This window comes from Paraburkholderia tropica, from assembly GCF_014171495.1.
Lineage (GTDB): Bacteria > Pseudomonadota > Gammaproteobacteria > Burkholderiales > Burkholderiaceae > Paraburkholderia > Paraburkholderia tropica.
This window is the reverse complement of the sequence record NZ_CP049135.1, coordinates 636,829-657,341: the sequence shown is the minus strand read 5'-3', so window position 1 is coordinate 657,341 and position 20,513 is coordinate 636,829. Positions and strand designations below refer to the sequence as shown.

The following is a 20,513-nucleotide window of genomic DNA, read 5'->3' as shown; positions in this document are numbered from 1 at the left end:
GGCGGGTTCTGAAAAGGCGAATTCCGGCGTATTCAGGAACCGGTTCGGCGTCCGATTACAATCGGGGGATCGCACCTCGACTGGCTTACCCGGATGCAGACCGAAGAACTTTTTCAGCGCGCGCATGAACAGCATATTGCGGGCCATCTCGCGCAGGCGCGGGACCTCTACCTGCAGATCGTCGCGCTCGATCCGGCGCATGGCGCCGCGCAATTCCGGCTCGCGGTCATCGGCATTCAGGAAAATCGCTTTCAGGACGCTATCGAACGGCTGACGAAAGCGCTCGAAGTCGAGCCGGGCAACCGGCGGTATCGCGAGGCGCTCGGGCAGGCGCTGGCGTTCGCGCAGCGCCATGCCGAGGCTGCATCGGTCTATCGCGGCCTGATCGACGAAGACGCCGCCGATGCCGATCACTGGTTCGGCCTCGCCAGCGCGTTGCAGGCGCAGGGCGCAGTGTCCGACGCGGCGCTCGCCTGGGAAGGCGTCGCGCAGCGCGATCCGCAGCGCGCCGACGCGCTGAATAACCTCGGCAACTGCCGCCGTCTGCTCGGCGAACCCGCGCTCGCGCAGGCCGCATACGCGCGCGCGCTCGCGGCGCAGCCGGGCAATGCCGATGCGCTCACCAATCTCGGCACCTTGCTGCAAGCGCAAGGCCAGCACGCGCAGGCGCTGCCCTTGCTGCGCGAGGCCGTGGCGGTCGCGCCCGATTCGGCGGCCGCGCTTGTCAATCTCGGCGCGCTGCTGATGGACGACGCGCACGCGCAGGAAGCCGCGGACGTGCTCGCCCGCGCGGTGGCGCTCGCGCCGGATTTCGCGCCGGCGGCCTACAACTACGGCAACGCGCTGCACGCGCTGGGGCAGCGGCGCGAGGCGCAGGCGCAGTATCGGCGCGCGTTGGCGATCGATCCCGCGCATGCGGAGGCCGCGAACAATCTCGGCAACGTGTGCCGCGAACTCGGCGAGCACAAGGCCGCGATGGACGCATTCGACACGGCGTTGAAGGCGCGGCCCGATTTCGTCGATGCCTGTAACAACGCGGCCAATCTGCACCGCGCGCTCGGGCACCAGGACGCCGCGCGCGCGCTGTTGAGCCAGGCGCTCGCGCTCGCGCCTCACCATTCGCCGACGCTCAACAATCTCGGCAACGTGTTCAAGGATTGCGGCGAACTCGACGACGGCGTGGCCTGCTTCCGGCAAGCCGTGGCGAGCGATCCGCGCAATCTCACCGCGCACAGCAATCTGCTTTATGCGCTGTCGTTCCAGTCCTTCGATGGCGAGGAGATCGCGGCCGAAGCGCGCCGCCTCGCCGCGCAACACGAAGCGCCGCTGCGTGCCGAACGTATCGCGCACGCGCCGCGCAGCGCGCAGGGGCGGCGTCTGCGCATCGCGTATGTGTCGTCGGATTTTCGTGAGCATTGCCAGGCATTGTTCATGACGCCGCTGCTTTCGCATCACGATCGAAGCCGCTTCGAGATTCACGCGTATTCGAGCGTCGTGCGCGCGGACGCCACCACGGCGCAACTCGCGGCACACGTGGACCACTGGCACGACGTGCGTCTGCTCGACGACGCCGCGCTCGCGGCGCGCATTCAGGCGGACGGCATCGATATTCTCGTCGATCTCGCGATGCACATGGCCGATGGCCGTCCGTTGCTGTTCGCGCGCCAGCCGGCGCCGGTGCAGGTCGCGTGGCTCGCGTATCCCGGCACCACGGGGCTCGATGCGATCGGTTATCGGCTCAGTGACCCGCATCTTGATCCGCAGGCTGAACCTGCGATGCACGACCGCCACTACACCGAACGCACGCTGCGTCTGCCTGACACGTTCTGGTGCTACGACCCGCTTGCGCAAGAACCCGCCGTGAACGCGCTGCCCGCCGCGCAAACGGGGCAGGTCACGCTGGGCAGCCTGAACAATCCGTGCAAGCTCACGGAGGCAACGCTCGCGCTGTGGTCCGGCGTGTTCGCGGCCTTGCCGCAGGCGCGTCTGCTGCTGATGGCCGCGCAGGGCGAGGCGCGCGAACGTCTGCTGACGCGTCTCGCGCGTCACGGCATCGACGCCGCGCGCGTGCGTTTCGTGCCGTTCCAGCCGCGCGACGCCTATTTGCGCACCTGGCACGAGATCGATCTGGCGCTCGATACGCTGCCGTACAACGGCCACACCACGAGCCTCGACGCGATGTGGATGGGCGTGCCGGTGGTCACGCGCGTTGGCACGACCTGCGCCGGACGGGCGGGGCTGTCGCAACTGGCGAATCTGGGTCTCGATGAGCTGGCCGCTTTTTCCGACGAGGCGTTCGTGGAGACCGTGGCCGCGCTCGTCAACGATCTGCCGCGTCTGGCCGCGCTGCGGGCGAGCTTGCGGGCGCGGATGGAGGCGTCGCCGCTGATGGATGGCGCGCGATTTGCGCGCGGCATGGAGTCTGCTTACGAGACGATGTGGCGCGAATGGACGCGAGCGCGCGGCTGAATTGGCTACGGTCCGGCGCGGCGCGCTGAGCCGTCCCGGCCCGCGCCGATGCAAACGGCGTAGGCCATTTGGCCGGCTTGACGAGCCACAAACGAGCCTTGGAGGCGGGCAGGCGCGCCTCCAGCGTGCTGTATAAATATACAGTAGAATCTTAAACACTCAGTCCGCACCGTCGGGCTGCAAGCTGCCGGGCCGCGTCGCCGCCCGGCTCCCGCGAGTGATCCAGCCGGAATGCCAGCGCAAGTGAGCGATAACCGATCCATCCGTATCCGATGGTTCTGTATTTAGTAACGAATTGAAGCAAAAGGGTTTTTTCTGGGTGGTTCAAAACTAATCCAAAATCTATCCAAAAAAAACTACCCGGTTTTGACCTCGCTCCATTCGGTTCCGCGGCTGTCTCGATAGAGCGCCGTCATCTGCGCGTTTTTGTGGCCGAGGAGTGCTTGGGCGAAATCTGCTCCGCGCTCATCGCCATAAAGCCGGGCCGCGAGCGATCGAATCTCATGGAACGATGGCGGCGTTTTCCCCGGCGTCGCTTCGATTTCAGCCAGCTCGCGGAACTTCACAAACGCCGTCGTGAAGCCGCCAAGCTTCGGGCTATCGCCTGGCTTCGCAGTGCCCTTGCTCACGACGTGATGAATGACGTGCTTCGAGAGGATCGAGTCCCGGCACTCGCGGATTACGTCGTCGATCGTTAGGCCGCCCAGCGCGGCTAGGCCGAGCGTCACGGGTATCTTCAGCTTCGTCTGGCCCTTGCTCTTCGATTGCTCGACCCAGAGAAAGCCGTCCTTGACGTCGGCGAACTGCATTTTTTTGATGTCCTCGCGCCGCTGGCCGGTGAGCAGCGCTAGCAGGAACGCGCGCGACGCCCACGACATCGAGACGTTCTCGCGAGCCTTCGCGACAATGCGCTTGAATTCGTCGAGACTCAGGCGCTCGCGCTTCACGACTGACTTGCGCCGGCGAATTGCGATAGCCGGGTTCTTACCGGCTTCGAGCTTCCCCGCTCCGATCGCCTCGTTGAAAATGTCGATCAGGCGCGTTTGGATCTGGCTGCTATGCGATCCGCTCACGCGCTTCTCTTCTGCTGCGATGTAGTCGGCGACCTGCTTTGGCGTGATCTTCGAGATGGCGTCTTTTGCGAAAGGTGCTCTCTTGATCGTGCGCAGATATGTCTGCACGGTCATCACGGATTTACGAGTGTTGCCGCGCTCGGTATAGATGCGTTCGTACTCATCGCAGAACTGCGTCAATGAGTCGTCCGCGCCGTCGATGCGCTGCAGTAGGCCGGTCGCGCCCTTGCGTCGCTCAAGCTCGGCATTCGCCGCGCGCGCCTGCGCAGCGGCGGACTTGTAGTCATAGCCGAGCCCGAACGTCTCGCCGTTCTCGGGGTTTCTGAACCACAGATAGCCCTTCGTGTTGACGTAGAGGTTGTCGGGCCACTGCCGACGGCTTGCAATGCGTCTCCTAGCGGCGGCCATTCACCATCCTCTCGATTTTCTCGGCGACCGGGTCGACGTACTCGGCATCCGGGCGACAGAAGTAGGCGCGGCCGATCTTGCGAGGCAACGGCCGGATGCGCCCGTTCTTGATCCAGTTCAACAGCGTGTTGCGATGCGGCTGGTGGTCGCCGAAGATGGCGAGCGCCCAGTTGCGCACGGGGATGAGTTGCGCGCTCAATTGCTACCTCCATCGGGTTGCAGGTTTGTTTGGTGCACGTCTATGGGTGCGCGGTTACCTTCGGCGCGCGCGGCGAACGCTTCGTCTGGCGCGCCAAGCGATCCGGTTTCGCGCCGGCGCACACACATGGCGCTGCACTGGCGCATGGTGATTGCGACGGCGCCTGCCTTGATCGCCTTGTCGCGATAGCTCTTGCAGATGTCGAAGTGCTCGGTGTGCCTGCCAGACTTCTGCAGGTATTTCTTGGCCACGCCGATCGCCTTCGCCATCGCGAGCAATTCCTCGCGCGTGTCAGCGACCATGTGCGACATCTTCATGACGCGGCCAGAAGGCGTTTTGAACTCGCCGAGCGGATAGAGGTACATGTCGTCGACGTAGACGGTCACGCTTCACCTCCCGCGCTACCGCTGCGCTCGATCTCGGCTTTGCGGGCGGCACGGTCGATGCGCTCGATCTCAGCGATTAGCAGCGCGGTGGCTTTCACGAGGTTTCGCCGCGGCGTGGTGGGCTTCCACCACGTCTGCGACCAGTCTGCGGGCCACACCTCGCGCGGCATACTCTCGGTCCATCCGGAAGCGTGAAGCGCATAGGCGGCTGCCGCGTCGGCCATTTCCCCGCTGTCATGCTCATCGTCATGCTCCGGCGTCCATCCTTCGCCGCTCACCTGCCGCGCACGCTCGGCAAGCACGTCGCGAGCAGCATCGGTGTCGTACGCCACCCAGGCTGGCGGTTTGCCTAGCGGTGGGCGCCATTGTTGGGCGCCGTCAGTGTAGGTGTAGCCTTTCGCTTCGAGCGTGCGGACTGCGGCAGCGCTCGCGCGCGCAGCGGCCGCGCGTGCTTCGCGCTCTGCCACGCAATGCTTGAAGTAATCGCACGGCTCGACTTCGCCGCTATCAATGCGCTGGCGATCATCACCGCAATCATTGAGGCAATCGCATTTCGGTTTGTCAGCTGCCATTTCTGCCTCCGATCTCGGCTTTGCGGGCGGCGTCGATGATTTCCCACTCGTGACCGTTCTCGGTGATGTTGAAAATTCGAACGGTGGCTGCGGGGATTATTTTCCCGAGAGAAAGCTTCAGCTCAAGCGGGCCAGTCGTAGGCCATGCCTGATCAACTTCGTAGTCGACAGCGTCATCGATGGTGTGAAAGAACGTCTCGCCGTCCTCAGCGTGCCAGACCATATCTGCGTCATCGGCCGTCAATTCGCGCGCTGCGTCGCTCGTGCGTGCAGGGGCGACTGCGATAAGCGCGCGTAGAGCGTACGCCATGCGATTTTCTGTGCGCGGGTCCATATCATTTGCGCTGCAGAAATCTGCGCAAAATTCAACGATCTGTTTATCCGTCAGCGCTGCTTGCGGTGCTGCCGCACGGTCCCCCTGCAGATGCTCCCAGCACTTGAGAGCCCAAGCCATCGCGGTGATCGGGTTCGTGATCGGTTTATCTTCGTACGCATTCCACGCCTGTTTGAACCAGGCATGAAACGGCGAAGTAGTAGCTTTGTTGGTGAGCATGCGGTCAAACAAATCATCGCCTCGGCGGCCAACCTGGCTTGGTGCTGCCGCGCGGGCTTGCCATCCCCGCCATGCACGCTGCGTGCAGAACTCGCCGTAGAACTCGCCGTCGCGTTCGAGGTTCGGCGTGAGGTCTAGCTCGCCAGTGAGCATCCACGCTTCGAACGCCGCGCGCTCGTCGGGCTGCGCGGCCGAACTGGTCTCGCGTAGCACCTTCAAATAGCCTTCGCGCGACTCCAGTGCCTTGCGCAGACCCTCGTTGTCGTCCATCTGGCCGAGCGAAAAACCAGCCTGGAGGCCACGCGAATAGTGCGCATCACACAGCGCGTCGGAACGCTCATCGCTCGGCGCTGCCGCATCTGCGGCGACGGTAGGCTTAGGGGCGGCGCGGCCCATCGCATACCGCACGAGTTCGACCGCAACTTTCGGAGATTTGAAATCAATGTCCGTACCGCGCAATTGGAGCCATTCGTTCCAGACCGCCCGCGCGGAATCGAGATCGACGCTCGGCGCTACCGCAGCAGGGGCGACGGGAGCGGCGAGTCGATTCCACGACGCGATTGCTTCGTCGTCGGTTTCCTCGGTCGGTCCAGCGGCTTCGCAGGCGTTGCAGAGCACTTGCCGTTTGCCGAGCGCGGAGTCGGTGTAGGTGTCATCGCTGCCGCAGAACGGGCACGGCTTCAGTTGGTTGTCCATCGTTATCCTCGTGTCTCGTGTTAGGCGGATGCTTCGACCATTTCGATTCGGCGGCCAATCCAGTTCATGACGGGCACAGCCATGCTGTTGCCGAGCGCCTTGTAGCGCGGGCCGTCAACGTCCTTGACGCGCCACTTTCCGGTCTTCGCGGTCTGGCGGATTTCCAGGCCTTCGGCGCGGCAGCTTTCTGGCGTCTCGCTTTCATCCATCGCGCGCCAGCCGTTCCACGGCACCGCCGTGTAGTCATCAGGGAAGCCTTGCAGGCGCTCGCATTCGCGCGGAGTGAGGCGACGCACGGCCATGTCGATGAGCGCATGCGGCTTGTCGCCGCCGCCACCGCTCGCGCGCAGGCACCCAGCCACGTCGCCGCCCAGCTCAGCGGTCGCGCCGCCTTCGCGCCCGCGCAGCGCCACGGATGCGACGATCGGCTGGCCACGGCCCGTGCCGTCTTCGCTCGCGTCGAAGCCTTCGGCCTTGAGCGTGTGCGTGATGTCGCCCGTAATGCACACTGCTTGCGCTTGCGGATGCGATGAGCCGAGCGCGCCGAACACGTGCTCGCTGGATACCGGGTGCTGGCGCGCGTCGAATGCGATCGCGCGTGACTGCGCGACAAGAGTTTCAGTCTCGAAGTCCTGCCGCCCCATTCCGCCGGCGTTCAAGCAGTGAGACACATCTCCGGTGCTGGCGACGGGCTGGACGTATCCGCTGCATGCTTCGTCGGAACCGGGGAAGCCACCGCCGTCAGTGCGCGCTGCAAGGGTTCCGGCAACTTCTTGCCCCGCTTCTCGGCGCGGCGCAGAATCCCGGCGCATGCCGTCGAACTCAAAAAGTACCTTGACGGGATCGAAGTCCTTTCGAGCACTTGCGATAACGAACACACGGCGGCGGCGTTGGGCCACTCCGAAATATTGGGCGTCGAGGACTCGCCACGCGACTGTGCGCGTGGGTCCAACGACAACACCAGCGTTCGGCCATTTCGCCCCTGGTGACTGAAGCTCGCGATCTTCTCCGGCAAGTCCAGCAAGGAAGCAACCGAACGCGTTGTCTTTGGACGAGAGAACGCCGGGGACGTTTTCCCACCAGCAGATGGCGGGTCGCTTTCCGGCGCGTCGCCGAATATAGTCAATTGCATCGAAAATCCTCACGTATGCGAGAGTCAACTGGCCGCGCTCGTCGGCGAGGCCTTCGCGCAAGCCTGCGACGCTGAACGCCTGGCACGGTGTGCCGCCGATAAGCGCGTCAGGCGCTGCGGCTTCACCGGTCAGAATTGCGCGAGCGATCTTGGTCATGTCGCCGAGATTCGGGACGTCGGGGTAATGGTGCGCAAGCAGTGACGCGGGGAATGCGGCGATTTCGGAGAGCCACGCAGCTTTCCAGCCGAGCGGGTGCAGCGCGACGCTTGCCGCTTCGATCCCGCTGCACACTGATCCGAATTCAAGGTTCATATCTAGATGCCGGTTACGGGTGGGGAGTCAGGCGGCGCGCGCCTTTTCGAGGTTGTGCTTTGCGACCATGAATTCCCATTCCTCGCGCGAAATCCGGCGGCATCCATCGAATTCGAGTCGGAAACTCGCCGCAGGCTCAGCGACCTCATAGCCCTTCGCCCTGTCCGATTCCGCCTCAGCTTCTACGTCCGGCACCCAAAGCGCATACGGGCCGTTCTCGCCAAAGTAGAGGAACCCGCATTCGCAAAGCGGGAGGCCGATGCAGCGCCATCCGGTCGCATTACCGGGTTTCCCATATGAGATCGACAGTGGAACGTCGAACGCGTCTGCGATCACGCTGGACTGATTTGCGTAACCTTTCTGGGCTTCGAATCGCTTCGCCCAGTCGGTACCCTTCTTCGGGCGGCTGCCGTTTTTGTCGGCTTTCGTGAATTGAGGGTGAATCGAGCTCTTGAATCGAACTCGCAAAACGGTGCCGTCGTCACGGCTGATCCAAGCATCCTCGACGCCCAGTTCCTTGAGAAGGTCACGGTTTGCGCGCGCGACGCGCTGCTTTTCCGCGATGTGGTGCTTCACGAGATCGAGCGCCTTCCCGCTCTCGATGATGAAAATTACGTTGTCGCTCATGCTCGTCTCACTCAATCGGTTGGGGTTCAAGCTGCTTTGGGCTTGGCGATGTTGCGTTCGACCCACTTGCGCATGCGCTGCCAGCGCTGTGGGCCCAGAATCGATTCGGGAATGTCGACGCGCACAGTGCGCTCATGGCGCTCGTAGTACCGATTCCGGCGCATGGGGCCGCAGATCACGACATCGACCCAGTCGTATGTGCGCAGCCCTTCGTCGTTCTCGTAGACGATCTCGCGAGCCATCGCCGGGGCGATGTTGAAGGCGGCGGCGACGGCTTCCCAGTCATCGGGATCGAGGGGAGCCATATCGATGCCGCGGGCTTTCCCCAGCACGCCGAGCGTGCAGAACTGTCCGTCGGCGGTCACGAGCGATTCAGCGCCGAGCGTCTTGTTAGGCATCGCATCCATCGCGGCGGCGAGTTCCTTAAGCGCCGCCTGACCGCGCTTGCCACGAATGGCCGTCATCACCGCACCGCGCCACAGGCCGCCGGTGTTGTCGTCGTCTTCGTCGGTATATCCAGATCTGCTCATAGTCGTCTCACGTTTGCGGTTCAAGTTGCTTGCGGACTGCCGATGCGATGGACTGCCTGCAGCGGAAGCGCTTCTGAATTTCGGTGACCGTCGGGCGCAGCGCGCCGGCGGCGATTTCGGTCTGGGCGGTCACGACGAAGCGGCGGATCTTCTCTTCGGGTGACTCGTCGGCGGCCTGCTCGACCACCGGGAGTTCGAGCATCGGTGCGACGGCGTTGGGCGATTCCACGCCGGTCATGACCGGCGCGACCGCGTTACCGCTGGTCGTTACCGATGCGACCGTGACCGCGTTACCGCCTTGCTGGGCGGGCGTTACCGGCGATTCAGTCACGCCGCGAGTCACGTCAGCCGGGCGCAGCGCGAGCAGCCAGGCGAAGCACGCGACCGCCTCAAGCACGCCCGCGAAGGCGAGTCCGGTCACGAGTTCCGCGCGCGGCGCCGTCACGCCGAAGGCGGTCAGAGCACCGGTCACGGGATCAGCCAGGGCTGCGGCGCGCTCGGCGGCGGCGCGATCCTGCGCGGCCTCGGCGCGGCGAGCTTCGTCGCGCTCCACGTCGAGCGCATCCAGTCGCGCAGCAGCGGCGGTGCGCTCGGCGCGCAGGCTCATACAGGGTTCGACGCAGCGACGCGCATTGGTGCGGGCCAGTCGCGTTACTGCGTCAGCACGGTCACGTGCGATCTCGGCCATACCGCGTCCCTTTGCCGTGACTGCCGGCACCGCGGCGGCGCGCAGTTCACCCGCATGCTTCTGCGCCATCAGAAAGAAGGCGGCATGGCCGTAGCACGTCGCGGCGATGCAGCCAATCCAGAGCAGGGCGCCGACGGCGCGCACGCGCCAGCCGTGAGCGCGGACCAGCGCGGGCAGCAGATGGGCCGCGACGACGAGCACGACGCCGACGGCGATCCACAGCACGCGCTCGGCGAGGAATCCGCCACGCTGCCAGCCAGCCATGATCGAGAGGCAAGCCGCAGTCACGGTAGCCGCGACTGCGAGGAATGCCGGGTAAGCGCGCATGGGCATGGTCAGGTCAGGCAGGAAGCAGATCGAAGACCCGACCCGGATTCAGGTTCAGGAGCATCGCGCACGCGTCGTCCTCGTACTCGGGCAGCACGTTCGCATCCATGTCCGAATAGACGACATTGCCGCTCGGCAACTGCCATTCGAGAAGCGTCTCGCCGTTCGCGCCTGCGCCGCGGCACAGGCGGCTGCACGAGCCCGGCACGACGTCGTCGGCGCGGCGCGAGAACAGCGGCACATTGCCCTTGATGTAATTGAGTTCAGCGGCGTCCGCTGCACGAACATCGCCACGTTTCGCGGCGCGCGCCGCGCGCTTGCTTGCTGCCTGGAGGTTCAGTTGCATTTCAAGCTCCTTAGACGGTGAGCGGCGAGATAACGCCGCGCCAGTTGCCGTTTTGAACGAGGAACGCGCGCGGGTTGCTGGCATTCCAGAAGAAAGTGACTTTCTCGTCGGGTGCGCGCTGGAGGATCTGCGAGAGCTGCGCGCCGATGAATGCGAAGTTGAAGGTGGACTCTTCGTCGCTGAACTCGACGTCGAGATCGACGGTCGCGTCGTTCTGCGTGTTGACGACTTCGAGCGTGCATTCCTCGCCCTCAGTCGAAAAACGGAGACCGCCGATCTTGTCTCCGTAGTGGCGGTACATCGAGACTGCGTCGCGCAGCGGGGCGCCCTCGAACGTGATCGAGTTCTTCGGGTCGGGAAGCGTCCTGCGCCAGTCCACGGGCTTGAACGACATCGGCTTGATTACGAGATCTGTCGCGCCGTTCGAGGCGGTGAAATGGGCGTCCGTGAGGGTGATGTTTCGGGGATCGAGCGCAACGAGCATTTCCGCCGCATCCGTCGAGATCAGCACGGCGAACGACGCGGCCGCCATCGGCGCCTGTGCCGTCGCGAGCACGTTTCCGTTCGTTGCCGTCGCGCTGATCTGCTCGCCATCGGACTCGATCCATACGCCGCGGCAGAATTCGCGAATGTCGCGCGGGTTCGCCGCAAACAGCACGCCGCTGATCAGGCCAGCAATGCCGCTGACGTCCGTGGATGCCTTGATCTGATCGTCTGCCTTGACCATCGGGAATACCGAGCCCGGAAGCGACGGGATGGCGACGTTGTAGGAGGACGTCGCGAACTTCACACGCTCGTTCTTCTGAATGGTGATCGACACCGAATCGTTTGCAACCGCGAGCAGAGGCGCGAGGCGGTCTGCCTCAACGCATACGTCGAGCGATTCAGAGACAGGGAATTCGAGCGCCGCGCGATGCGTTGCCTGGCCTTCAGTGCCGCCGCCGATCATTTCGAACTGCGTTCCGTCGATGCGCAGTCGGACGCACTGAAACGCCTTGATGACAGAGCGCCGGTCGATGGCGGGTCCGACCTGTTTGAGCGCTTCTTTCAGCGTGGATGATTGGATCTCGATCATGCTTGTCTCGAAAAAGAAGGGCCGGGCCAGCACCCTTAAAGCCGCGGCTCGGGGGAGCCGCCGGAGCGATTAGTCGGCCTCGACAATCGAGCCGCTCGCATCGAGCGAATACCAGGTGTCGGGCTTGATGCCGTCCTTTCCGACGATGGCGGCGCGGGCATGCAGGATCCGGCCGAAATCGTCCCCGTCCGATTTTTCGTCGCGGTAGACGAGGAAGAGGGCGGCGCCGTCGATGCCGCGCGCGCGGCCATCGAATCCGGTTGCGGACGCAGTCGAATGACGTCCGCTCGCCGTGGCTGCGCCGCTGTAGCCGCTCGCCGTGGCTGCGCCGCGGGTGCCGCTCGCCGTGGCTGCGCCGCGGGTGCCGCTCGCCGTGGCTGCGCCGCGGGTGCCGCTCGCCGTGGCTGCGCCGCTGTCGCCGCTCGCCGTGGCTGCGCCGCTGTCGCCGCTCGCCGTGGCTGCGCCGCTGTCGCCGCTCGCCGTGGCTGCGCCGCTGTCGCCGCTCGCCGTGGCTGCGCCGCTGTCGCCGCTCGCCGTGGCTGCGCCGCGGGTGCCGCTCGCCGTGGCTGCGCCGCTGTAGCCGCTCGCCGTGGCTGCGCCGCTGTCGCCGCTCGCCGTGGCTGCGCCGCTGTCGCCGCTCGCCGTGGCTGCGCCGCTGTCGCCGCTCGCCGTGGCTGCGCCGCTGTCGCCGCTCGCCGCTCGCCGTGGCTGCGCCGCGGGTGCCGCTCGCCGTGGCTGCGCCGCTGTAGCCGCTCGCCGTGGCTGCGCCGCGGGTGCCGCTCGCCGTGGCTGCGCCGCTGTAGCCGCTCGCCGTGGCTGCGCCGCTGTCGCCGCTCGCCGTGGCTGCGCCGCTGTAGCCGCTCGCCGTGGCTGCGCCGCTGTCGCCGCTCGCCGTGGCTGCGCCGCTGTCGCCGCTCGCCGTGGCTGCGCCGCGGGTGCCGCTCGCCGTGGCTGCGCCGCGGGTGCCGCTCGCCGTGGCTGCGCCGCGGGTGCCGCTCGCCGTGGCTGCGCCATTGACGTCGACGGAGTAGGCTGGGGAATTCGGATCGACGGGCTTCGCGCGGCTCATCGTGTATTCGACCGCGGCCTTGATCAGCCCCGGCAACCCGATCTCGACGCCGATCTTGATGCGCGAGCTGGCGACCTTCGAATCTTCGCCGTGGCGGCTGATCGTCCCGTTCTGCTCGACCATGAAAAATCGGCTCGTGTTCGGCGCGTAGTAGCGCAGAACGTCAAGCGGGTATTCGCAGGCGTGGAAGCCACCTTCGCAGGCCTTCACGTCACCTTCGTGCACGTATTCCTTGCCGGTTTCATATTGGAAGCCGCGGCATTGAAGGTTTTCGTCAAAGCCCTTGAACGTCTGGATCGGGCCGTTCTCGTTGCTCATGGATGTCTCTCGAAAAAGGACCGGCCCATGAGGGCGCCGGTCAAACACGCCACAGCGCAGGAGCCTCCCCGCGCCGCGGAACCTTTACTCGTACCAGTGCGGATATGCCTCGTCCGCTGATTCCTGCGACTTCTGCCCGACGCGACTGATCGGCTCACCGAAAGACCACTTGAGGAACTTCCCGAGCAGCACGCCGAGAAACACACTCATAAGGATTGCGAAGAAAATCCAACCGATGATGTCCATGATTGGTGAGCCTTTCCGGGATTAGACGCAGCTACGCGTCGAGCAAGAAGTTGTGCTTGCGTTCTGGCGATCGTCGATTTGCGACTGAATCAGCATGATCGCGAGCACAGCGATGATTGCGGCGATGTAACGCAGGCCGAGCTTGATGACGTTCATCAAGCACCTGCGCGGAGGCCGACGAGCACGTACCAGAACACGCCGACACCAGCTCCGAGGAGCGCCACGCCGGCCGCGCGCGTCAAGCGGCCGTAGAACTCGTCGCATGCAGCGAGGAGGGCGTTATCGCAAGGGATTCGATTCATCTCTCGTTCTCCAGGCCTCGCGGGGCGATTAAGCGACCACCCGAGAAGGCGAATTGGATGTGTGCCACAGGGCACCGGGCGAGATCGGAGAGAGTGAGGACTACTACTGAATGACCCACATACGCGACGAACCGGCAATGTCCATCAAGGGACTTCGCAGCGGCACGACGCAGGGCTTTACGTGCATTCATCTCTCACTCCAGCGATCACAGCAGGGTGGTGAGAGGTGGGCTGAGTACAGAGCACTGTCTAGCAACGCGCTGAGATCAGCCCACTTCTGACGCTGGGCGCTCTTGGGGAGCGCTTGAGAATGATAGTAGCAAACGCTACGAAGCATTGCAAGTAGCAAACGCTACTATTCGAGGGCGTGGCTGCTACTGCCCAAAAAAATTTTGGGCAGCATCTTCAGATGCGATGGAATTTAGTCCGGGCGCCAAGCCGACGGTCGGCAGATGGCGCGCACGAAATGCACCTTTTCGATGTCTTCGTCGGGAATCGAGATGGGCTCGTGCTTGTCGTTGACGGAAACGAGGTAGAGACGCCCGGGCGTCTTGTAAAGGTAGCGCTTGACCATGACCCGGCCGTCCGTCGACTTCACGAGAACGTCGTCGCCCGGTTCGTAGGGGTGATCGGGTTCGACGATCACAAATTCGCCCGGCTGAATGCGTGGGCGCATCGAGTCACCTTTGCATTTGAGCGCGTAGGCGCCGGGATCCCTCGAGGGGAAATCGACGTAGCCGTCGCCGTGACCGACGGGGTATTCGAGGTCGACAAATAGACCGTCGTCACCCAATTGCGCATTGCCCACCACCGGTATAGGTCTCCAATTCGTGATCGGAATCGGCTTCCAGTCGTCGTTGTAGCGAATTGCTACGCCTGGATCGCCTTTCCCCTTCGCGAGCCAAACCGTATTGACCCCGTAAGACTCCTGCATCTTCACGAGGTGCACAAGCGTCGGCTCGGCGCCAACCCCGTTGAGCCAATCGGTTGCGGAATCGATGCTGATGCCAATTACCGATGCGAACTCGGCGGGGCCGACTTTGTCCGCGAGAGCCGCTGCGACGCGCTGCGCCACCGTGTACCCCGAAGGATCAAGGTTATCGGTTGCCTGTTTCGGCTCGCGGCCGATCAACGGGGCGTTTTCTTGTGTACTTACTGCATCAGCCTCGGAGCTTTTGTGCTCGGTGTCGGCGACCGGCGCGGCCATTGTGGAATTGAACCAGCCCTTGAGGCCGGGAATGGCCTCGATCTGCCGGATCGTCTTTTCTGTTACGGGGCGCGAGCCATTCAACATCTGGCGCACGAAGGCGCCGTCTTTGTATCCAAGTCTGCGGCCGAACGCGCTGACATTGCCGTCCGTAGCCCGATCAATCGCGGCCTGGAGAAGCTTCGCGCGGAGTTTGTTCAGCTCAAGGTCATTCATACCCGGAAGGTAGCACATGCTACTCATAGCATTTGCTCCTTGTCACTAGAAGCGAATGCTACTAGACTGGCGCTATGGACCTCGACCAATACCTTTCCTCGCCCGGCGCCATGACGATTTCGCAATTGCGGATGCGCATGTGCGAGCTTGGTTTCGAGGTCAAGAGCAACGCCCAGATCCGCCAATGGCGTCACGGCTATAGCGACCGCCGTCCCGACACTGAGTACTGCGTCGGGCTCGAGCTTGCCACGAACGGCCTCGTCACGCGTCAGGAGCTTCGCCCTGACGACTGGTGGCGGAAGTGGCCCGAACTGCCGGGCGCGGCTGAAAGGCTGGCAGCTCATTCGATCGAATCCTCTGACGATGTGCAGCCGCCGGTTGGCGGTGTTAAGCGAGATACGAAGATGGCGCCCGTTCAGATTCGCGGCGCGCTTTAAAAAATCCTGAAGGTTTGTAGTCATGGCGGTGAATGAAGGGGTCTGTGGACCCCTTCATTTGAGTCCCGTCCGAAGTAGTAATCCAAGTCGTAACCCCATGAATTTTATCTACCGAGGTCACTAATGCAGACGCAAACAAGGCCGAATTCGATTGCAGCTCACTTGCTGCAGCCGAACAGGGAAGGGCCGGTGCCGCGTTTTCTGCCCGAAGAACAAATCGCGCAGTGCGCATCTTTCCGTGATGCCGTGTGGCTCGCCTGGGAACACCGGGTGATCCGCAACATGACGAAAAGGACGCTCGCCGAGCTGTGTGGGCTGTATGCCCCGCACGTGACGAACTTCATCAACGATCAAGAGTTCGATTCGAAAGGCAAGAGGCGGGCGAACTTGCCGGCGGACAAGATCCACGAATTTGAGCAGGTGGTGGGCAACCAGGTCGTCAGCCAATGGCTGATCCATCGGGCTGAGTTGACCCTTCTGGAAGTGATGATCGCCAACAAGAGGTGACATGACCGATGAGGAAGCGCTCGCGAAGGCAACACAGGCTTTCAAAGATGCGAGATCCCGGGGCCGCGAAAGCGCGACGGACGACGAGATCCTGAAGGAGGTGAGACGAAGGCGAAGCAAAGATCCGCGGCTGTTCGAAGCGTTAAAGCAGGTGGGTTTGATGATGCAGAAGGCGCAGCAAGGGCATTAACCAGCTGGCCGCTGAGGCGGCCGGCGTAACCGAGATCGATCTGATCGGCAACAAGAGGTGGTTCCACGTCGAGCCTCTTCCTGTTTCAGATTAGGACTCCTTCAGGAGATCGGTCAAATGAAGATCGCACAGCAGGAAACTGCCGTCGCAGCATTTCACGAGCATGTTCCGTCGATCTCGTCGACGCAGTGCGGCGTGATCCTCGACGCAATCCAGCCCGGTCACGACTACTCCATGAGCGAGCTGGTCGAGATGACGGGCCTGCAGAAAAGCTCTATTTCCGCCCGTCTGAACAAGATGCGCGCGGACGGCGTCCTCGAGCACGGCCCGGAGCGCAAGTGCCGCATCAGCGGCCGCACTATCAACCCAGTTCGTCGGAAGACTGCATGACGCGCATTCCTACCCTCTATCCCGGCGAGAAGATTTCCTCGATTGCTGCTTCGGTTGTTGACGAAATGCAGGCGCAGATTTACGCGCAAATCGTGAAAACTCACGCTCTTGGGCCGAATCACCTGGGCGCAAAGACGTGTCTGTCGTGCGGCGCTTCCCAGCGCGCTGACGGCTCGATTCCCTGCGGTCACTGAGACTCTGGATGATGGCCCTCGCGAACGTTCTTCACCTCCCGGAGCATCGCGGTGCTCAGCTCGAAGACGGCTACATGCGCGTCGCGAACGAGTTGCAGCGCGCGATTACCTGGGCGCGCCTTACGCAGAACCAGCGCTGCATTCTGGATGTGGTGATGTGGCAGACGTATGGCTTCAACAAGTCCATCGATGACATCGCTCGTACGCAGTTTGCTGCAGAGACCGGTATCGACCCGTCGGATGTGCGGATTGCGCTGAACCAACTCGTCGAGATGAACATCATCACGCGTGGTGAAGGCCGGTATGCGCGTTCGTACAGCATCAACAAGCGCCACGTTACTTGGAATCTCCCGGAAGCCCGTAAGTTGGTGAACAAACCCGGTTTTAAGGGGGGATTTCCCTCCTGAACGGGGGGGATTCCCCCTTGTTGAGGGGGGAAATTCCCCCGAAGTGGGAGGGGAAATCCCCCCCACAAAAGACAACTCCAAAATACAAGACCAAAAGACAACTTCAAAAGAAAACCTTTCGCGCTCGCTTTGCGATCGCTTTGAGATTTTCTGGAAGGCGTACCCGAAGAAGCGATCGAAGGAAAAGGCCGAGAAGGCTTTTGCCAAACGCAAACCGGACGAGCAGCTCTTCAACGACCTGATGGCAGGTCTGGAGCGGGCCAAGACTTCGGAGCAGTGGCAGAACCCTCAATTCATCCCGCACGCAGCCACATGGCTGAACAACGGCGGATGGATGGACGAGTACCAGACCACCTACACGGATGCAGAGCTTGCCGTGATCCGAGCCTTCAATGGGGCGCTCGGGGAGCGAGTTGGCACCGTGGACGAGTCTGTGTTCGTCGAAGCCCGGGCGGGAGCTATTCGCGCGTTCCTCGGGAAGTTGGCGGCCGATCCTGAAGCGTGGTCCCGGTACTTCCCGGCCGTGCGCGACAAGGTCGACCTGCCGCCGCACGCTGGTTTCGACTACCTGATCAGCCCGAAGGGTTACGGCGACGTCAAGGGGCGCATGACGATCAAGCGCAATCCGGACGGCACTCGCGCCTCAGGCGATTGGGACAAATCCGCGAGCGGGATCCGCGCGAAGGCTCAGGAAATGGGCATCGCATTCTCTGAAGAAGATCCGATGCCTGCCATTGCGGCGCGCATTCGGCAAGCAATTTCACAGCGGGAGCAGCAGCAATGACACTCGGCCTCGGTGGTTTCGTATTCCTGATTTTTCTCTTCCTGAAGCTGGCCGCGATCGGTGCGGTTGCTTCGTGGTCGTGGTGGTGGGTAACGGCGCCCCTGTGGATTGGGTTCGTCGCGTGGGCGGTTCTGATGGTGGTCGGCTTTGCGATCGCTGTGATCGTGATGGTGTGAGATCGATGAAATCGCGCGCCGCGTCGCTTCGCTACCCGGAGGGCACCACGTCCGTCGGAACTGCGCGCGTGCGCGATCCGCGCGCGTCGCGTGTCGCTGCGATGAGGGCGGCGGCCACGCCGCGCACGGCCAAATACGGCAATGTCAAGGTCGAGCACGACGGCATCAAATTCGACAGCAAGCGCGAGGCGAAGCGCTATCGCGAGCTCGTTGCCATGCAGGAGCGCGGCGAGATCGCAGAGCTGGAGCGTCAGGTGGTGTTCGTCCTCGCGGCTGCTGTGGTGATCGGCGGTCGCAAGCGGCCCGCGCTGCGCTACGTGGCCGACTTCGTCTACGAGCGCGCCGGCGAGGAGCGTCAGACGATCGAAGACGTGAAAGGGCGCATCACCGAGGGCTATCGGATCAAGCGCCATCTCATGAAGGCCGTGCATGGCCTCGACATTGTGGAGATCTGAGCATGGAGCAGGTGAAGAAGGTCAGGGCGCCGAAGTGGACGGAAGCCGAGATTGCTGTGCTTCGTGCAGTCAGCGCCAGCGGCAAGCCGCTCGTCGAGCAGATGCATCTGCTTCCCGGTCGCACGTTCTTTGGGGCGAAGACCAAGGCATCGGATCTGAAAATCGCGCTATCCGCTTACTGCGATTGGAGCGAGGAGGAGCGTGAGACGCTTCGCAAGATTTACCGCAGCAAGGAATCGGTGAAGGCCGCTGTCGATCGACTTCTTCCCCACCGCGGCTATATCGCCGCACGCGCAGAGGCCTTTCGCCTTGGGATGACGGGTAAGCGTCAATGCGGAACGAAGGGGCGCACCGGCTATTCCTGGATCTTTCGCGCAATTGGAGTATGCCTCGCGCGTGAGGTGCCGATGTCGGTGCGCCAACTCGCGCATGAGATCGGAGTCGACGTTTCGTCGGTCAGTGACGTGCTTCGCAAATATCACGGCAAGAAATTCCGCATAGGCGCGTGGACCCGAGGGCACAACCGCTGGGTTGCGTGCTGGGACATGGCCAAGCTCCCGGATGCAGAAAAGCCCGCGGCCATGACACGGCCTGAGGCGTCGCGCGGCTGGCGCGCGCGCAGGAAGATCCGCGCGGGAATCGCAATTAACCCCTTCGCGACGCTTATTCAGCAGGTGGCCGCATGAAGCTCTATATCGCAGGCCCGATGACGGGCTACGCCGAACTCAACTTCCCGGCATTCCACGCTGAAGCGGCGCGCCTCCGCGCGCTGGGTTTCGAGATCGTCAATCCGGCGGAGATCAACGCGGACCCGACGGCCGGATGGCTCGAATGCATGCGGGCGGACGTCAAACAGCTCGTCGATTGTGACGGTGTCGCGCTGCTGCCGGGCTGGGAGCAATCGCGTGGGGCGACCATCGAGCGCAACCTCGCGCGCGATCTCGGCCTGCGCGTCATCCGCGCTGTGCACCTCGTTGGGCTCGCGGGAGAGATGCCTGTGATTTCGCAGGCAGCACTCGACGATCTGTTTCCAGAGGCGGTAGAGGCGTGAAGCGTTCGGGCTTCGGGCCGCGCAAGACGCCGATGTCACGCGGCTCTTGGAAGTCCTCACCTTCGGCGGCCACGCTGAAACGGCGCTCAACGATGAAATCGCGCGCGAAGAAGCCGACTATGGCGGAAGGATCGAAGTATCTGGCGGCGTGCCGAGGCGCGCCGTGCTTTTTGAACGTGAAGTGCCCATGGACGGATTGGGCAGACCCCACGGTAGTCGATTGCCACAGCAACCAGTCGATCCACGGCAAGGGTGGTGCGCTCAAGGCAAAGCACTGGTTCACGGTGCCGGGCTGCGCGGCCTGTCATGAGTGGCTGGACAGGTCGGGCGCGCCGTGGGAGCAGAAGTGCGCGGTGTTCGACGATGCACTGGCGCGGTGGGAGCCGGTGAGAGCGAGAAAGATGGGTAACAGGGAGGCAATGTGATTGATTTTGTGAAGCGGTTCCCGATCAACGCGAGCGGTCGTGACTTTGCGGTCGGCGACATCCACGGTCACTTTTCGAGGCTGACTGAAGCACTCATTGCGATCGGGTTCGACAAATCCCGCGACCGCCTTTTCTCGGTCGGTGATCTGGTCGATCGCGGCCCTGAGTCCGCTATGGCACTCGAATGGCTCGACAAGCCTTGGTTCCATGCCGTGCGAGGCAACCACGAAGACATGGCGATCCGTTGGCCAAATGGCCATATGGACGCGGCCAATTATGCGCAGAACGGTGGTGCATGGAATATCGCCAATACGCCTGCAGAGCGCGTGGCCGTCTCGGACGCGTTGGGGCGATTGCCGATAGCTATTGAGGTCGAGACCGTGGCGGGGATTGTCGGCGTCGTGCACGCCGCCTGCCCGTTTCCGTCGTGGTCGGACTTCACGTGGGCGCTTGGCGCAGAGGGAGCTGAATGCATATCCAACAGCACGCGTAAGGAAATCTTTGAGGCGGCAATGTGGTCGCGAGAGCGCATCACTGCCCGAGATCTGACGCTGGTAGACGGCTGTCGCGCGGTTGTTGTAGGGCATACGCCGCTCACAAGCCCGCAGATTCTCGGAAACGTTTTCTACATCGACACGGCGGGTTGGACGCGGTTCGGCACGTTCACGTTTCTGCGGCTCGACACGCTGGAGCCAGCGGTCCCAGCTTCGCCGCGACTGGATTGGGAGGCGTGAGTGCAGCCTGT

At 63.2% G+C, this 20,513-nt stretch carries 28 protein-coding genes; 13 read left to right on the top strand and 15 right to left on the bottom strand.

The window, feature by feature from the left end; genetic code table 11:
* Nucleotides 1-93: 93 nt before the first annotated feature.
* Nucleotides 94-2,469: a tetratricopeptide repeat protein gene (locus G5S35_RS17810; protein ID WP_183039337.1), complete on the top strand. Its 2,376-nt coding sequence runs from the start codon at nucleotides 94-96 to the stop codon at nucleotides 2,467-2,469.
* Between the two features lie 356 nt (nucleotides 2,470-2,825).
* On the opposite strand, the gene G5S35_RS17805 is transcribed toward G5S35_RS17810, so the two are convergent.
* The 15 genes from G5S35_RS17805 to G5S35_RS17740 form a co-directional block, all read right to left on the bottom strand.
* Complete coding sequence (locus G5S35_RS17805) at nucleotides 2,826-3,950, bottom strand: tyrosine-type recombinase/integrase (protein ID WP_183039336.1); 1,125 nt, start codon at nucleotides 3,948-3,950, stop codon at nucleotides 2,826-2,828.
* Nucleotides 3,937-4,149, bottom strand: a complete 213-nt coding sequence (locus G5S35_RS17800) for an excisionase (protein ID WP_183039335.1) — start codon at nucleotides 4,147-4,149, stop codon at nucleotides 3,937-3,939. The genes G5S35_RS17805 and G5S35_RS17800 overlap by 14 nt, the downstream gene beginning before the upstream one ends.
* Complete coding sequence (locus G5S35_RS17795) at nucleotides 4,146-4,535, bottom strand: DUF4031 domain-containing protein (protein ID WP_183039334.1); 390 nt, start codon at nucleotides 4,533-4,535, stop codon at nucleotides 4,146-4,148. Before G5S35_RS17795 ends, G5S35_RS17800 begins: the two co-directional genes overlap by 4 nt.
* On the bottom strand, nucleotides 4,532-5,107 hold the full coding sequence (locus G5S35_RS17790; protein ID WP_183039333.1) for a hypothetical protein: 576 nt from the start codon (nucleotides 5,105-5,107) through the stop codon (nucleotides 4,532-4,534). The genes G5S35_RS17795 and G5S35_RS17790 overlap by 4 nt, the downstream gene beginning before the upstream one ends.
* The gene (locus G5S35_RS17785) at nucleotides 5,097-6,356 is read right to left on the bottom strand and encodes a Lar family restriction alleviation protein (RefSeq protein WP_183039332.1); all 1,260 of its coding nucleotides are present in this window, start codon (nucleotides 6,354-6,356) and stop codon (nucleotides 5,097-5,099) included. Before G5S35_RS17785 ends, G5S35_RS17790 begins: the two co-directional genes overlap by 11 nt.
* A gap of 20 nt (nucleotides 6,357-6,376) precedes the next feature.
* Nucleotides 6,377-7,801, bottom strand: coding sequence for a DNA cytosine methyltransferase (locus G5S35_RS17780; RefSeq protein ID WP_183039331.1), 1,425 nt, complete (start codon nucleotides 7,799-7,801; stop codon nucleotides 6,377-6,379).
* A gap of 27 nt (nucleotides 7,802-7,828) precedes the next feature.
* Nucleotides 7,829-8,428 (bottom strand): hypothetical protein, encoded by a 600-nt coding sequence (locus tag G5S35_RS17775; RefSeq protein WP_183039330.1) that lies wholly within the window; start codon nucleotides 8,426-8,428, stop codon nucleotides 7,829-7,831.
* 26 nt (nucleotides 8,429-8,454) lie between these two features.
* Nucleotides 8,455-8,982, bottom strand: coding sequence for a hypothetical protein (locus tag G5S35_RS17770; RefSeq protein WP_202035010.1), 528 nt, complete (start codon nucleotides 8,980-8,982; stop codon nucleotides 8,455-8,457).
* Nucleotides 8,966-9,910: a hypothetical protein gene (locus tag G5S35_RS17765; RefSeq protein WP_237181438.1), complete on the bottom strand. Its 945-nt coding sequence runs from the start codon at nucleotides 9,908-9,910 to the stop codon at nucleotides 8,966-8,968. The genes G5S35_RS17770 and G5S35_RS17765 overlap by 17 nt, the downstream gene beginning before the upstream one ends.
* Nucleotides 9,911-9,986: 76 nt before the next feature.
* Nucleotides 9,987-10,319 carry a hypothetical protein gene (locus G5S35_RS17760; RefSeq protein WP_183039328.1) on the bottom strand — a complete coding sequence of 111 codons (333 nt, stop codon included), beginning with the start codon at nucleotides 10,317-10,319 and terminating at the stop codon, nucleotides 9,987-9,989.
* Nucleotides 10,320-10,329: 10 nt separating this feature from the next.
* On the bottom strand, nucleotides 10,330-11,268 hold the full coding sequence (locus G5S35_RS17755) for a beta clamp domain-containing protein (protein WP_183039327.1): 939 nt from the start codon (nucleotides 11,266-11,268) through the stop codon (nucleotides 10,330-10,332).
* On the bottom strand, nucleotides 11,249-12,781 hold the full coding sequence (locus G5S35_RS39485; RefSeq protein ID WP_237181437.1) for a DUF7666 domain-containing protein: 1,533 nt from the start codon (nucleotides 12,779-12,781) through the stop codon (nucleotides 11,249-11,251). Before G5S35_RS39485 ends, G5S35_RS17755 begins: the two co-directional genes overlap by 20 nt.
* An 84-nt stretch (nucleotides 12,782-12,865) precedes the next feature.
* Nucleotides 12,866-13,027, bottom strand: coding sequence for a hypothetical protein (locus G5S35_RS17745; protein ID WP_183039326.1), 162 nt, complete (start codon nucleotides 13,025-13,027; stop codon nucleotides 12,866-12,868).
* 21 nt (nucleotides 13,028-13,048) lie between these two features.
* Entirely contained in the window at nucleotides 13,049-13,183 is a 135-nt protein-coding gene (locus G5S35_RS40010; RefSeq protein WP_272904510.1) for a hypothetical protein, read from the bottom strand.
* 567 nt (nucleotides 13,184-13,750) lie between these two features.
* A complete protein-coding gene (locus tag G5S35_RS17740) occupies nucleotides 13,751-14,779 on the bottom strand; it encodes a S24 family peptidase (protein ID WP_183039325.1) in 1,029 nt (342 codons plus the stop codon).
* Nucleotides 14,780-14,826: 47 nt separating this feature from the next.
* Between G5S35_RS17740 and G5S35_RS17735 the strand changes: the two genes are divergently transcribed.
* From G5S35_RS17735 to G5S35_RS17680, 12 genes are all read left to right on the top strand, one after another.
* Nucleotides 14,827-15,189, top strand: coding sequence for a transcriptional regulator (locus G5S35_RS17735; RefSeq protein WP_183039324.1), 363 nt, complete (start codon nucleotides 14,827-14,829; stop codon nucleotides 15,187-15,189).
* Nucleotides 15,190-15,312: 123 nt separating this feature from the next.
* On the top strand, nucleotides 15,313-15,696 hold the full coding sequence (locus G5S35_RS17730) for an XRE family transcriptional regulator (protein ID WP_237181436.1): 384 nt from the start codon (nucleotides 15,313-15,315) through the stop codon (nucleotides 15,694-15,696).
* 1 nt (nucleotide 15,697) lies between these two features.
* Nucleotides 15,698-15,886: a hypothetical protein gene (locus G5S35_RS17725; protein ID WP_183039323.1), complete on the top strand. Its 189-nt coding sequence runs from the start codon at nucleotides 15,698-15,700 to the stop codon at nucleotides 15,884-15,886.
* Nucleotides 15,887-16,003: 117 nt separating this feature from the next.
* Nucleotides 16,004-16,276, top strand: coding sequence for a MarR family transcriptional regulator (locus G5S35_RS17720; RefSeq protein ID WP_183039322.1), 273 nt, complete (start codon nucleotides 16,004-16,006; stop codon nucleotides 16,274-16,276).
* Between the two features lie 202 nt (nucleotides 16,277-16,478).
* Complete coding sequence (locus tag G5S35_RS17715) at nucleotides 16,479-16,877, top strand: replication protein (RefSeq protein ID WP_183039321.1); 399 nt, start codon at nucleotides 16,479-16,481, stop codon at nucleotides 16,875-16,877.
* Nucleotides 16,878-16,920: 43 nt separating this feature from the next.
* Nucleotides 16,921-17,661 carry a hypothetical protein gene (locus G5S35_RS17710; protein ID WP_183039320.1) on the top strand — a complete coding sequence of 247 codons (741 nt, stop codon included), beginning with the start codon at nucleotides 16,921-16,923 and terminating at the stop codon, nucleotides 17,659-17,661.
* Nucleotides 17,658-17,837: a hypothetical protein gene (locus tag G5S35_RS17705; RefSeq protein WP_183039319.1), complete on the top strand. Its 180-nt coding sequence runs from the start codon at nucleotides 17,658-17,660 to the stop codon at nucleotides 17,835-17,837. The genes G5S35_RS17710 and G5S35_RS17705 overlap by 4 nt, the downstream gene beginning before the upstream one ends.
* 5 nt (nucleotides 17,838-17,842) lie before the next feature.
* The gene (locus tag G5S35_RS17700) at nucleotides 17,843-18,292 is read left to right on the top strand and encodes a DUF1064 domain-containing protein (RefSeq protein ID WP_183039318.1); all 450 of its coding nucleotides are present in this window, start codon (nucleotides 17,843-17,845) and stop codon (nucleotides 18,290-18,292) included.
* A gap of 2 nt (nucleotides 18,293-18,294) precedes the next feature.
* A complete protein-coding gene (locus tag G5S35_RS17695; RefSeq protein ID WP_183039317.1) occupies nucleotides 18,295-18,978 on the top strand; it encodes a hypothetical protein in 684 nt (227 codons plus the stop codon).
* Complete coding sequence (locus tag G5S35_RS17690) at nucleotides 18,975-19,343, top strand: DUF4406 domain-containing protein (protein WP_183039316.1); 369 nt, start codon at nucleotides 18,975-18,977, stop codon at nucleotides 19,341-19,343. The genes G5S35_RS17695 and G5S35_RS17690 overlap by 4 nt, the downstream gene beginning before the upstream one ends.
* Complete coding sequence (locus G5S35_RS17685) at nucleotides 19,340-19,768, top strand: hypothetical protein (RefSeq protein ID WP_183039315.1); 429 nt, start codon at nucleotides 19,340-19,342, stop codon at nucleotides 19,766-19,768. Before G5S35_RS17690 ends, G5S35_RS17685 begins: the two co-directional genes overlap by 4 nt.
* Nucleotides 19,765-20,502 (top strand): metallophosphoesterase, encoded by a 738-nt coding sequence (locus G5S35_RS17680; protein ID WP_202035009.1) that lies wholly within the window; start codon nucleotides 19,765-19,767, stop codon nucleotides 20,500-20,502. Before G5S35_RS17685 ends, G5S35_RS17680 begins: the two co-directional genes overlap by 4 nt.
* The last annotated feature ends 11 nt before the right edge of the window (nucleotides 20,503-20,513 follow it).